The sequence below is a fragment of the Streptomyces sp. NPDC021093 genome (assembly GCF_044333135.1).
Lineage (GTDB): Bacteria > Actinomycetota > Actinomycetes > Streptomycetales > Streptomycetaceae > Streptomyces.
The window spans coordinates 172,008-184,928 of the sequence record NZ_JBIRQJ010000019.1; the positions used below are offsets into that span (position 1 = coordinate 172,008).

The following is a 12,921-nucleotide window of genomic DNA, read 5'->3' on the forward strand; positions in this document are numbered from 1 at the left end:
ATGACGGAGTACCTCTGGCAGAAGTCGTCCTACTGCGCGCAGGGCGGGTCCTGCATTCACGTAGCCACCGCCGACTCCACCGTGAAACTCACCGAAAGCAGCGACCCCAGTGGGGGCATACTCCGGGCAACACCGAGCGCATTCAGTGCGCTGACCCGCGTACTGAAGGGCCAGCCATGACCGACGCCTGGCAGAGGTCGTCGTACTGCGGGGAGGGCGAGGCATGCATGCACATCTCCTCCGCGGAGAACTCGGTCCACCTGACCGAGAGCGGCGACCCGCATGGCGTCGTCATCCGCACCATCCCCACCGCCTTCGCCGCCCTCACCCACGCCCTCAAGAGCAGCACCCCACCCAGCCCGTCCGGCGTTTGAGGACGCGCGGCGCAGCCGGGCACCGGGCGCAGCCCGGAACCCCCGCCCCCACCGGCGCCAGCCGTGAACCTTCCCAGCCCCGCGGCAGCGGTTCAGGTGAAGGGGCGGGGAGGGGCCAATCCGCGAAGCGGCCCACCCACCCGCACGGCGTGCACCCGCGCAACCACCCACCGCCCCACCCCCAGGGAGCCCCATGACCACCCCCGACCCCACCCCCACCCCCAGCCTCAGCTGGGCCCGCGCCGCGCCCGAAGGCGAGACCGGTCCCGGGCCCTGGATCGAGATCGCCTTCGGGCCCGGCGAGGGGCCCGAGGACCCCGTCTACCTCCGCGAGACCAGCGACCCCGACACCGTCGTCACCACGAACCGCCGCAAGTGGGACGCCTTCGTCCTCGGCGTACAGGCCGGCGAGTTCGACCATTTCATCGAAGGGATCGACCAATAGATCACCCATACAGACGTTCGGATCTGATTCCTCTCGTAGTGGTGCCGGAAGCCTTGTACGGTACGGGCGTGAAGCTGGTGGTGCGGGTGAAACTGCTGCCAACGCCATTACAGGCGGCGGCACTTGAGGCAACCTTGCACGCTTGCAATGAGGCGGCGAACTGGCTCGCCGCCGAAGCGCTTGAGCGCAAGGTGACGTCCCGGGCCGGGTTGCAGGTACTGGCCTATGCGGAGTTGAAGGCGCGCGGTCTGTCCGCGCAGCCTGCCCTGCATGTGCTGCGCAAAGTTGCCGACGCCTACACCACACTGCGGGCGAGCCTGAAGGCCGGGAACCTCGGCAAGCCCGGCTCGAAACGGCACACCAAGGCCACCGGCAAGCCGGTCGCCTTCCGTGAGAATGCAGCTCAGCCCTTCGACGACCGCTGCCTGTCCTGGCAGCACCAGAACCGCACGGTGTCCATCTGGACCACCGCCGGCCGCATGAAGAGCATGGCCTTCACCGGCCAGGCCGAGCAACTCGCCGTCCTCGCCGCACACCGCAAGGGCGAGACGGACCTGCTGCACCAGAACGGGCAGTGGTACCTGATCGCCACCTGCGAGATCCCCGCAACCGCACTGAACACCGAGCCTGACGGGTTCCTCGGGGTGGATCTCGGGATCGTGAACATCGCCTCCACCTCCACCGGCAAGCGCTACTCCGGTCGGCGTCTGAACCAGCGGCGGGAGGCGGACCGCAGGCTGCGGTCCAAGCTGCAGAAGAAGGGCACGAAGTCCGCGAAGCGGCGGGCGAAGCGGCATGCGGGCAAGGAGGCCCGGCGGGCCCGCGACATCAATCACAGGATCAGCAAGCAGATCGTGGCGGAGGCTCAACGCACCGCACGTGGGATCGCCCTGGAAGACCTGGGCGGAATCCGCGAGCGGGTACGGCTGAGGAAGCCCCAACGCGTCACACTGCACTCCTGGTCCTTCCACCAGCTCGGCGCCTTCCTCGCCTACAAGGCGGGGCGTGCCGGGGTTCCGGTGGTGTACGTGAACCCGGCCTACTCCAGCCAGGAATGCTCCCAGTGCCATCACGTCGACCGACGCAACCGGCCCGCACAGGCCCGGTTCGTATGCAGGTCCTGCGGCTTCGTTGAGCACGCGGACCTGAACTCGTCCCGGATCCTCAGCCAACGCGGCTGGGCGGCCTGGGTCTGCGGGGCCGAGTCACAGGCCCCTGCCCTCACAATCATCGCGTGACGGCTGGACGCAGCCGGGCCTCGCCGAAGCCACCGACGACCCGAGCGGCAAACCCGGACCCCTGTCATGGGTAGCTGACGAACGACCACTGATCCACTGGAAGTTCAGCGCAAGACCTGACCTATCTGGGTCTGCATGCCAGGCAGTCCGGGCCCATCCGCCATGGGGTTGTCCCGGTACTTCCCGTCCCGGCGCCGACGTGATGTTCATGAACAACACCTACCCGGCGGCGGGCGAGCGCCGCGGGGCCGCCCACCGCGACCCTCGCCGCTTCGGCCTGGGCCGCCCACAAGACGGCCCCCCCCTCAGCCGAGCAGCGTAGAAGCACTGACCCTCTACAACCCGATCGACCTGCGTGTTGTCGCCGGGCCCGCCGACAACGTGTTCCACGGTCGGGCCATCCGGAAGGAGAGCCACCACCCGCTCGATGGGCAGGACCGGGCACCGTACGAAGTCGACACCGACCGGAACTTCCGGACCCGCCTCGCCTGGACACTGACGGTCACTCAGAGTCCAGGCGAGCACGCCTCGCCGAACCCGCCGAGCGGCACCTCTTCGCGACTGCGGCCCGGATCGGCGACGACGGACCACGCACGGGCGGGGCCGACGGCGGCGAAGCGGCAGAAGCGGCCGATGACGAGCCCGCGCGCGCAGACGCACCGCCCGCGCACGGGGTCGCACGCATCGACCGGACGTAACAGAGCCAGGGTGCACAACGCCAGTCATTGCCCGGAGTCACCCTCCGTGATACACAGAGTGACCATACGGCTTTTTGCATACATCCGGTCCCGTATCACCCCCGCACCGCAGGTCAGGGCGGTGAGACCGGCCTCTGGTGCGGAGGTCGGGCAAAGAGAGCCGCCAAGTCGACATACCGGGGCGGTTTCATCAGGGAAGATAGGGCGATGCTCTCTGCCGTCCGGCAGAGACACGAACTAACCGACAGGGGCGGTGACTTAATGATCCTGGCAGCCGACAAGGGCGACATCACCACCATCATCGGCGGTATCGCGCCGAACTGGGGCCCGTTCGGAAACCTCGGCACCGAAGCCAAAATCATGATCGAGGTGGTGATGGCCGTGGCCATCCTGCTCTGCCTCGGCATCGCGATCTGGGGTGCGGCGAAGCAGCGGATCGGTGCGACGGCGCTTCGGGACACGTTCAGCGCGGAACAGGGCAAGGGGCTCATCGTCGCGGGCCTGACCGGCGTCTTCATCATCGGGTCGCTCGGGACACTGTTCACCATCGTGTACGGAATGGCCGTCTAGCCACCTCTCCCCCCAGTCCTCACCGGGCGTGCCCGGAACTCCCCCCGAGGTTGCGTTCTCTGATGCCGACTCATGTGACGAGTCACCACACCGCGCCCACGCGGGAAGCGGCCCCGCTACCGTCTAAGCACTACGCATACGAATGCGAGTGCGGATACGGCGACTACGACGCGGGCCTGCGAAAGGCTGAGAGGGCGTACGCGGCATGAGCCTCGGTGACGACGACCGGAGGGGGACGGACGACCCCTACACGACGATGGGCGGCACCCGTCAGACGCGTACCCGGATGCCGGAGGACGCGGGCACGGGCCGGCCGCGCGCGCCACGGGTACGGGCGTCGCGGTCGATGGTCACGGTCGTGGGGGTGGTGGTGCTGCTGGTAGCGGCGATCGCCTTCGCCAACCGGGGCCCGGGGAACGGCCCGGCCCAGGGCGGCCAGGAGGGCGCACCACCGGCGGCGAACTCGACGGCACCGACGGGCGAGAAGCCGGTGACGGGCAAGGGCGCGACGGGGATCCCTTCCGGGTTCGCCCGGACCAGCCAGGGTGCGCAGAGCGCGGCCGCCAACTACGCGGTGTCCCTGGGCTCCGAGGGCATGTTCTCCGCCGCCTCGCGGAACGAGATCGTCCGGTCCATCCACGTACCCGAGGTGGTCGACAGCCTCCTGGGCTCGCTGGACAAGGCGTACTCCCCCGGCTTCTTCAAGAACGTCGGCCTGGACGACACCGGCCGTGCGCCCGCCGGCCAGACCTTCGTCTCGCGCACGGTCCCCGTCGGCACCAAGGTCGTCCAGCAGGATGCCAACGCCGCGACCGTGGAGGTCTGGTGCACCGGCCTCGTCGGTCTCGCCGGCAAGGACTCCACCAAGCCGGTCACCGAGACCTGGTTCACCATCACCCAGAAGCTGAAGTGGGCCAGCAACGACTGGAAGGTCGAGTCCTCGACCCAGAAGGAAGGCCCGACGCCGGTCAACGGGGACAACCGCGCCTCGACCTCCGACGAGATCGCCGGAGCCGTTGAGGGATACGGAGGCTTCGTCTATGCCCGCTAACCAGCCCCCCCGTGCACGCTCGGTCGCAGCGCTCCTTGGCACCGTCCAGGTCGCTGCGATCCTGCTGGCGTCGCGCGCCGTCGCCGCACCGACTCCGCCTCCGTCTCCCGCGCCCAGCAAGAGCGACAACCCTTGCGACCTGATCGTCGGCCTCGCCAAGGAGTACTGCGAGAAGGGGAACGCCCAGCCGGGCAGCACCCCCGCCGCTCCCTCCGGCTCCTCCCCCGCCGACGCCTCCTCCCTCGACCCCCTCTCCTCCCTGGCCAAGGGTTGTGCCGACGCCGCCGCCTGGATCGTCGGCAAGCTCAGCGAAGCGGTCAAGTCCACCGCCAACGTGGACTTCACCAACCCCAAGTTCCTCCAGCAGTACGCGGTCGTCTTCGCCGCCTCCACGATCCTGACCCTCGTCCTCTGGCTCCTCGCCGTGGCCAAGCGGGCGATGCGCGGGGTGCCGCTCTCCACCGCCGTCTCCGAGGCCATCGGCTTCCTCTGGCTGACGGTCATCGCCTCCGCCTTCACCCCGCTGATCCTCTACACGATCGTCTCGGCGACCGACGGCGTCACCCAGGTCATCTCCACCGCGTCCGGCGGCCAGACCGACGTCTTCTTCGGCTCGTTCGCCGAGGCCCTCAAGAACCGCGACTCGATCGGCGGCGGCCCGATCATGCTGATCGTCGTCGCCCTCGTCACGATCCTCGCCGCCGGTGTCCTCTGGCTGGAGCTCGTCATCCGGGCCGCCCTGCTCTACGTCGGCGCCCTCCTCGGAACCGTCGTGTACGCGGGCCTGGTCGACAAGAACCTGTGGGGCCACGTCCGCCGCTGGGCCGGCATCATGATCGCGGTCATCCTCGTCAAACCGGTCATCGTGATCGTCCTCGGCCTCGCCGGGGCGCTCTCCACCGGTGACGGACCCAACGCCTTCTCCGCCGTCGTCTCCGGCCTCGCGATCATCCTGCTCGCCATCTTCGCCTCGGCGATGATCTACCGCTTCGTACCCGGCTTCGGCGACGACATCGCCGCCGCCAGCGCCAGCCGCAAGCAGGTCACCGACGGAGCCCGCGCCTCCGCCGTCCTCTCCTCCCCGGCCAACCTCGTCTCCCAGGGCATCAAGACCCACAGCAGCCGAGGCGGCGGAGGTGGCGGAGGCAGCGCACCCGCGCCCCGCCAGGCCGCCAACGCCAGCGGCGGAATGGCCGCCCACAGCTCCCGCGCGGGCGACTCGGGCAGCCCCTCAAGCGGAAGCGGATCCGGAGGCGGCGGAGCGATCCCGTCCGCCGCGCCGTCGGCCCGTAGCAACAGCACCCACAGCAACCGGGGCACGGGCAACACCGGAACATCCGGCAACCCCCACAGCCACCGCAAGAACACAGGAGGTGGAGGGCGTTGACCACGCAGTCCCAGCCGATCACGCCCCGCCGCACGTATCTCATCGGCCGGGCCCGGCCGAACGCGATCGTCGGCAAGAACCGCGAGACCGGCGAGATCGCACTGATCATCGCCGGCGGGTTCGTCGGCATGATGTGCGGGCTTCTCGTCCCCGCCCTCTCCCTCCGCATCATGCTGCTCATCGGGTTCCCGCTGCTCGCCCTGATGGTGGTGTACGTGCCGTACAAGCACCGCACCTTCTACAAGTGGTTCGAGATCAACCGGAGTTACAAGCGGAACCTCCGCAAGGGGACGACGTACCGTTCCCAGGCGATGGACGCGGGCACCAAGGGCGACGGCCGCGAGGTCGAGATCGGCCCGCCCCCCGGCATCGGCCGCATCAACTGGCTGGCCGCCCCGTTCGGCCCCGACGAGATCGCGGTGCTCCTGCACGCCGACCGGCGCACCGTCACCGCCGCCATCGAGATCGAGGGCCCTGGCGTCGGACTGCGCGACAGCGAGGACCAGGAAGCCCTGGTGGACCGTTTCGGCACGCTCCTCAAGCACGTGGCGAACGGCGACGGCTTCGTCACCCGCCTCCAGATGCTGGCCCGCACCCTGCCCGCCGACCCGGACGCGCACGCCAAGGACGTCACCCAGCGCGGCGACCGCTCCTCCCCCGAGTGGCTCCAGGACTCGTACGACCAGCTCCAGTCGATGGTGTCCACCTCCAGCGAGCAGCACCGCGCGTATCTCGTCGCCTGCATGCACTACACGCGCGAACTGGCGTCCGAAGGTGCCGCGATGGCCCGCGCCACCCGCCCCAAGGGGCAGCGGAAGCTCGACAAGGACGCCGGTCTCGCGATCGTCATGGCTCGCGAGCTGACCGACATCTGCGCCCGCCTCGCCGAGGCCGACATCCGGGTCCGCCAGCCGCTGGGACAGGGCCGGCTCTCCTCCCTCGTCCACTCCATGTACGACCCGGACCACCCCATCGACCACATCCAGGCCATGACCAAGCGCAACGCCTGGCCCGCCGAGCTGGACGCGATGGAGGCCACCTACCTCCAGGCCAAGACCCGCGAGTCCCTGACCCGCGAGCCCTGGTGCCACGCCACCGCGTGGGTGAAGGAGTGGCCGATGACCCCGGTCGGCGTCAACTTCCTCGCCCCCCTCCTCGTACACACCCCCGATGTGATCCGTACGGTCGCGGTCTGCATGGACCTCGAACCCACCGAGGTCGCCATCGAGCGCATGCTCACGGAGAAGACCAACGACGACGCGGACGCCTCCCGCGCCGCCAAGATGAACCGCACCGTCGACCCCCGCGACATCGCCGCCCACGGCCGCCTCGACCAGCGCGGCGAGGACCTCGCGAGCGGGGCCGCCGGGGTCAACATCGTCGGCTACATCACCGTCTCCTCCCGCAGCCCCGAGGCCCTGGCCCGCGACAAGCGGACCATCCGGGCCTCCGCCGGCAAGTCGTACCTGAAGCTGGAGTGGTGCGACCGCGAGCACCACCGGGCCTTCGTGAACACGCTTCCCTTCGCCACCGGCATCCGTCGCTAACCGCTCGGCTCCCCGCTCAGCTCCCCGGAAGGGACAGATCATGCGAGACCCGCTGTCCGCAGCCACGGATGCCTTCACCAGCTTCCTCTTCGGCAAGGTCGAGACGACCCGCCTGCCCGTCCGTACGTCCACGGGCCAGGCGCAGGCCGTCTACCTCCCGACGGCGGCGCCGGGTCTCGGCGACTCGGGCGTGATCATCGGCCGCGAGGTATACAGCGGCAAGGGCTACATCTACGACCCCTTCCAGCTGTACGGACAGCAGCTGCCCGCCCCCCACTGGCTGGTCCTCGGCGAATCCGGGAACGGCAAGTCCGCCCTGGAGAAGACGTACGTCCTGCGCCAGCTGCGCTTCAAGGACCGCCAGGTCGTCGTCCTCGACGCGCAGGGCGAGGACGGCGTCGGCGAGTGGAACCTCATCGCCCAGCAGCTGGGAATAACTCCCATCCGGCTGGACCCGATGGCCGCCCTCAACGACGGCATCCGGCTGAACCCCCTCGACCCGTCCATCACCACCACCGGCCAGCTGGCCCTGTTGCGCACCATCATCGAAGTCGCGATGGGCCACGGCCTGGACGAGCGCTCGGGCTTCGCCCTCAAGGTCGCGCACGCCTACGTCAACACCACGATCACCGACCGCCAGCCCGTCCTCATGGACATCGTCGAGCAGCTCCGCCACCCGAAGCCGGAGTCTGCGGAGGCGATGAACGTCGACATAGACGACGTACGCGCCTGGGGCCTGGACGTCGCGCTCGTACTCGACCGCCTGGTCGACGGCGACCTGCGCGGCATGTTCGACGGACCCACCACCATCGGCATCGACCTCGACGCCCCGCTGATCGTCTTCGACCTCTCGCACATCGACCGCAACTCGATCGCGATGCCGATCCTGATGGCGATCGTCGGCGTCTGGCTGGAACACACCTGGATCCGCCCCGACCGGGTCAAGCGGATCTTCCTGGTCGAAGAGGCCTGGCACATCATCAACAGCCCGTTCGTCGCCCAGCTCTTCCAGCGGCTGCTGAAGTTCGGGCGCCGCCTCGGCCTGTCCTTCGTGGCCGTCGTCCACCACCTCTCCGACGTCGTCGACGGAGCGGCCGCCCGCGAAGCGGCAGCCATCCTCAAGATGGCCTCCACCCGCACCATCTACGCCCAGAAGGCCGACGAGGCCCGCGCCACCGGCAAGGTCCTCGGCCTCCCCCGCTGGGCCGTCGAGATCATCCCCACCCTGACCCCCGGCATCGCCGTCTGGGACGTCAACGGCAACGTCCAGGTCGTCAAACACCTCATCACCGAGGCCGAACGCCCCCTGGTCTTCACCGACCGCGCCATGACCGAATCCTCCGCGGCCCCCGCCGACGACGGCTTCCTCAACGAGGACGCCCGCGCCGCGGACTGGGAGGCGGAACAGCGCGCCACCCTCATCGAGCAACAGATGAACGAGGTCGAGTCCTCCGACGCAACGGTGGCCTGACATGCCCCACAGCTCGGGCCGTCGCGACCGCGAAGGCCGGCACGACGGCCGACACGACGGCCGGCACTACGGCCGGTACGAAGACCGCCCCGACGGCCGGCGCTCCGGCGGCGTCCCCGACGGGCTGCTGCTCGGCCTCCTGGGCCTCATCCTGGGCCTGAGCGTCCTCACCTGGACGGGCACCGGCCTCGCGGGCCTCTTCGCCCACGGCGCCTGGCCCACGGGCGTGACGTTCCCGAACACCCCGGTCGCCCTACGCCACTTGGTCACCGAACCCCACAACCTGCCCGCCGCCTGGCCGTCCACACCCCCCACCGAACTCTCCGGCTACGGCCTCTTCTGGGGCCTGCTCATCGGCCAGTTCCTGGTCCTCATCGTCCTGACCATCTTCATCATGGGCGTCCTCACCCGCTGGCGCCTGGTCCGCGCCCGAACCCGCGAAACCCGCCGCCAGGCCCGTACGGAAGCCCAGATCCCACGCCCGGCCGACGCCGCCCGCCGCCCAGTGGGCACATGGGCCGCCCATGGGGCGGAACGGGTGGGCACTGGGCGGCCCCCGGCGGAGCCGCTCCCCTCGCGACCGCCCACCCCACGACCGCCCGACGACACCGCACCGCCCACCCCCACGCCGCCCACCCCGCGACCGCTCGACCCCACCGAACCGCCCGACCCTGCAACCCTGCCCACGCCGCCCACCCCAGGCCCCCTCTACAACCGCCCCACCCACCGCCCCACCGCCCTCCAAACCATCCTCGAAGCCCCCGGCCCCGCCCTCGTCCTCACCTCGGACCCCTCCCTCTGGGAGGAGACCAAGGACGCCCGCGCCAAGCTCGGCCCCGTCCTCCTCTACGACCCCGAGCACCGCTGCGACACCCCCGCGCGCCTCCACTGGTCCCCGACCGCCGGCTGCGAGGACCCCGCCGTCGCCGCCGCCCGCGCCGCCGCGCTCCTCGCCCCGGTCCGCCCCCAGGCACGTATCGACGCGGCGGTCGCGGAGACCGCCGAAACCCTCCTCCGCAGCTGGCTGCACGCCGCCGCCATAGACGGCCGCCCCTTCAAGCACCTCCTGCGCTGGGCCCAGGGCACAGGCGCTCACGAAGCGGTACGTGTCCTCCGTACCCACCCCAAGGCCCAGTCCGGCGCCGCCGGCCTCCTGGAGTCCGCCCTCACCGCGTACCCCGAACGCCGCGAGCAGGCACAGCAGTTGACCATCCGGGCCTTCTCCGCCCTCTCCTCGATCCACATCCGCGAGGCTTGCACCCCAAACCGAACAGATGCGCTCACCTTGGAATCATTTGCGGACGAGGGGGGAACGCTTTATGTGGTCGGTGAATCCATCGAGGACCCCCGCACCCGCTCCGCCGGCCCGGGTGCGATGCCGTTGCTCACCGCCCTCGCCTCACACGTGGTCGAGCACGGCCGCCGCATGGCCGCACGGTCATCCGACGGTCGGCTCGACCCACCAATGACGCTCGTCCTGGACGACGTCGCGGCCGTGGCTCCACTTCCCCAGCTCCCGGAGCTCCTCACGGCCGGTCAGGGCCAAGGTCTGCCGACCCTGGCCCTGCTCCGTTCCCAGGAACAGTTCAACTCCCGCTGGCCACAAGCCCGTTAGTGCCCCGAGCCCCCTCCAGGGGTGCACCCACATACACCCCGCTTCACCCGTCCACCCCCACTGCTTCCCGCCTCCGAACCCGGGAGAGTCGTACGTGCCCCACTCGGGAGCACGCCCTACTCCCCACCCTCGGAGACGACCACCCATGCCCACAGATCCCACCCCGGCCCGCACTCCGGCCCGCACTCCGGCCCCCAACCCGGCACCCATACCCGCCGCCACTCCCACCCGCCGCGCCACCCTCGTCACCGCCGGCCTCGGCACCGCCGCAGCCCTGACCGGTATCACCCTCGCGCCCCACGCCACAGCGGCGGCAACGACCGCCACCGACCGCCCAGGCGCCCCCACCGACGTCCTCGCCCTCACCCACGCCACCGTCCTGACCGGCGAAAACTCCCGCCCGCTCCTCGACCACACCCTCGTCCTCACCGGCGGCAGGGTCGTCGACTCCGGCCCGAGCGCCCAGCTCAAGCCCCCGCCGCACGCCAAGGTCGTCGACCTCACCGGCAAGTACGTCGTCCCCGGCCTGGTCGAGTCCCACATCCACACCAGCGGCGACGAAGCCCTCACCCCGCCCCTCTTCCCCCTGACCGGCATCACCGCGGTCCGCGAAATGTGGGGCCAGCCCCTCCACCACACCTGGCGCAAGAAGATCGAGTCCGGCACGCTGCTCGGCCCCCGCCTCGTCATCGCCAGCCCGATCGTCGACGGTCCGCCCTCCATCTGGGCCCGGGACATCGGCCTCCCCCTCATAGAGGTAACCGACGAGGCCTCCGCCCGCGCCGCCGTACGCAAGGTGAAGCGCGACGGCGCCGACTTCGTCAAGGTCTACTCACGCCTCTCCCCGGAGGCCTACTACGCGATCGCCGACGAGTCCGCCCGCCAGCGCATCCCCTTCGCCGGCCACTGCCCGGACAGCCTCCCGATGTCCCGGGCCGCCACCTCGGGCCAGCACTCCATCGAGCACCTGCACGCCATGCTCCTCGCCACCTCCTCCCGCGAGCGCGAGATCCGAGAGGCCCTGGCCAAGGTCAGGATCGACCCCAACGACCCCTCCAGCATCTCCCGCTACAGCAGTTGGTTCCGCCAGGTCCACCCCCTGGAGTGGCAGGCCATGCGCTCGTACGACAGGTCCCGCGCCCGCCGCCTCTACGACACCCTCGCCGAACGCGGCATCACCGTCACCCCGACCCTCACCGTCCACCACTCCCTGGAACGCACCGACGAGCTCCCCGCGGCCGCCGACGAGTGGAAGTACCTCCCCGCCTGGCTGACCAACTCCTGGCCGCAGACCTGGGAGTCCCTGGTCGGCTCCCGCACCCCCGAGGACACCGCCCGGATCCGCCAGATCTACGAGCACCGCCTCGGCATGGTCGAGGAGATGCACCGCGCCGGCGTCCAGCTCGCCGCGGGCACCGACACCGGCACCGGTTACGCCGTCCCCGGCTTCTCCCTGCACGAGGAACTCCGCCGGCTCTCGGAGGCGGGGCTCTCCACCCACCAGGTACTCGCCTCGGCCACCACCGTCCCGGCCCGCCTCCTCCGCCTGCCGAAGGACCGCCCCGCCGACCTGGTCGTACTCGACGCGAACCCCCTCGCCGACATCCGCAACACCCGCCGCATCCACGCCGTCGTCAACGCGGGCCGCTACATCGGCCCCCAGGAACGCACCCGCCTCCTGGCCGCAATAGAAAAGGCCGCAGCCGAGAGCACCCCTCCCGAAGGAGGAGCCGCCCCGACCACGGCCACCCCGGGCTGCGCCTGCAACGCACCCCACTAACCCGTCCAGCTCTTCTAACCCGTCCAGTTCTTCTAGCTCGTCCAGCTCTTCAACGGCGCACGGCCATCTCGATCTCCAACTCGTCCGAACGGTCGCCGTCCATCGGGACGGTGACCCCGGTCCGCTCGAATCCGAGCTTCGTGTACAGCCCCTCGGCCCTTGCATTCCGCTCGTGCACGAACAACCGCACCCGCTGGATCTTCGGCTCCTGGACCCCCCAGGACCAGTCCACGGCCGCCCGGAACAACGCATCGGCCAGCCCGGCTCCCCTGGCCTCGGGCCGTACGAACACCCCCACCACGATCGCCTGGTCCACCGAGACCTGGTGGGCAAACGGGCTGTTGCCACCGACCCGCTCCACGATCACGCTGACGGACCCGGCCCAGCTCCCGTCGGGCCCCTCCGCCACGAACTGCGCCACCTCGTCGCCGACGGCGGCACCACTCGCCCGGCCCTGCCAGAACGAGTCGGGCTGGGCAACCGAGTACTCGTACGTCTCCTGGAAGGCGATCGAGGCGACAGGGTCCTGCAGCGCAGCCAGCCGGAGGTCCCGGACCTGCTGCCATTCATCGGCGCGCACACGGCGTACGAGGTGTTCCATGCCCCAATCCTGGCCACGGGCCACCCCGACGGCAACGCGATTAAAACGACCCGTAAACGCAGAAAAGCCCCGCACCATAAGGTGCGGGGCTTTCCCACAATGATTGTTCGGCGGCGTCCTACTCTCCCACAGGGTCCCCCCTGC

The 12,921-nt window shown here is 70.1% G+C and carries 13 protein-coding genes; 11 read left to right on the forward strand and 2 right to left on the reverse strand.

What is annotated here, in order from left to right:
• From ACH4SP_RS41385 to ACH4SP_RS41400, 4 genes are all read left to right on the forward strand, one after another.
• The gene (locus ACH4SP_RS41385) at window positions 1-180 is read left to right on the forward strand and encodes a DUF397 domain-containing protein (RefSeq protein ID WP_398423467.1); all 180 of its coding nucleotides are present in this window, start codon (window positions 1-3) and stop codon (window positions 178-180) included.
• Window positions 177-374, forward strand: coding sequence for a DUF397 domain-containing protein (locus ACH4SP_RS41390; RefSeq protein WP_398423469.1), 198 nt, complete (start codon window positions 177-179; stop codon window positions 372-374). Before ACH4SP_RS41385 ends, ACH4SP_RS41390 begins: the two co-directional genes overlap by 4 nt.
• Window positions 375-567: 193 nt before the next feature.
• Window positions 568-819 carry a DUF397 domain-containing protein gene (locus ACH4SP_RS41395; RefSeq protein WP_398423471.1) on the forward strand — a complete coding sequence of 84 codons (252 nt, stop codon included), beginning with the start codon at window positions 568-570 and terminating at the stop codon, window positions 817-819.
• A gap of 68 nt (window positions 820-887) precedes the next feature.
• Window positions 888-2,057, forward strand: coding sequence for an RNA-guided endonuclease InsQ/TnpB family protein (locus ACH4SP_RS41400; protein WP_398423472.1), 1,170 nt, complete (start codon window positions 888-890; stop codon window positions 2,055-2,057).
• 506 nt (window positions 2,058-2,563) lie between these two features.
• Here ACH4SP_RS41400 and ACH4SP_RS41405 read toward each other — a convergent pair.
• Complete coding sequence (locus ACH4SP_RS41405; protein ID WP_398423473.1) at window positions 2,564-2,773, reverse strand: hypothetical protein; 210 nt, start codon at window positions 2,771-2,773, stop codon at window positions 2,564-2,566.
• A gap of 243 nt (window positions 2,774-3,016) precedes the next feature.
• Here ACH4SP_RS41405 and ACH4SP_RS41410 point away from each other — a divergent pair, with 243 nt between their 5' ends.
• From ACH4SP_RS41410 to ACH4SP_RS41440, 7 genes are all read left to right on the forward strand, one after another.
• Window positions 3,017-3,325: a hypothetical protein gene (locus tag ACH4SP_RS41410; protein ID WP_362423079.1), complete on the forward strand. Its 309-nt coding sequence runs from the start codon at window positions 3,017-3,019 to the stop codon at window positions 3,323-3,325.
• Between the two features lie 205 nt (window positions 3,326-3,530).
• Entirely contained in the window at window positions 3,531-4,376 is an 846-nt protein-coding gene (locus ACH4SP_RS41415) for a hypothetical protein (RefSeq protein WP_398423474.1), read from the forward strand.
• Window positions 4,366-5,763, forward strand: coding sequence for a hypothetical protein (locus ACH4SP_RS41420; RefSeq protein WP_398423476.1), 1,398 nt, complete (start codon window positions 4,366-4,368; stop codon window positions 5,761-5,763). The genes ACH4SP_RS41415 and ACH4SP_RS41420 overlap by 11 nt, the downstream gene beginning before the upstream one ends.
• Entirely contained in the window at window positions 5,760-7,310 is a 1,551-nt protein-coding gene (locus ACH4SP_RS41425; RefSeq protein ID WP_398423478.1) for an SCO6880 family protein, read from the forward strand. The genes ACH4SP_RS41420 and ACH4SP_RS41425 overlap by 4 nt, the downstream gene beginning before the upstream one ends.
• A 40-nt stretch (window positions 7,311-7,350) precedes the next feature.
• Window positions 7,351-8,781: an ATP-binding protein gene (locus ACH4SP_RS41430; protein ID WP_398423480.1), complete on the forward strand. Its 1,431-nt coding sequence runs from the start codon at window positions 7,351-7,353 to the stop codon at window positions 8,779-8,781.
• A 1-nt stretch (window position 8,782) separates the two neighbouring features.
• Window positions 8,783-10,396 carry a type IV secretory system conjugative DNA transfer family protein gene (locus tag ACH4SP_RS41435; RefSeq protein ID WP_398423481.1) on the forward strand — a complete coding sequence of 538 codons (1,614 nt, stop codon included), beginning with the start codon at window positions 8,783-8,785 and terminating at the stop codon, window positions 10,394-10,396.
• Between the two features lie 145 nt (window positions 10,397-10,541).
• Window positions 10,542-12,176 carry an amidohydrolase family protein gene (locus ACH4SP_RS41440; RefSeq protein WP_398423483.1) on the forward strand — a complete coding sequence of 545 codons (1,635 nt, stop codon included), beginning with the start codon at window positions 10,542-10,544 and terminating at the stop codon, window positions 12,174-12,176.
• 49 nt (window positions 12,177-12,225) lie between these two features.
• On the opposite strand, the gene ACH4SP_RS41445 is transcribed toward ACH4SP_RS41440, so the two are convergent.
• Window positions 12,226-12,777, reverse strand: coding sequence for a GNAT family N-acetyltransferase (locus tag ACH4SP_RS41445; RefSeq protein ID WP_398423485.1), 552 nt, complete (start codon window positions 12,775-12,777; stop codon window positions 12,226-12,228).
• Window positions 12,778-12,921 lie beyond the last annotated feature (144 nt).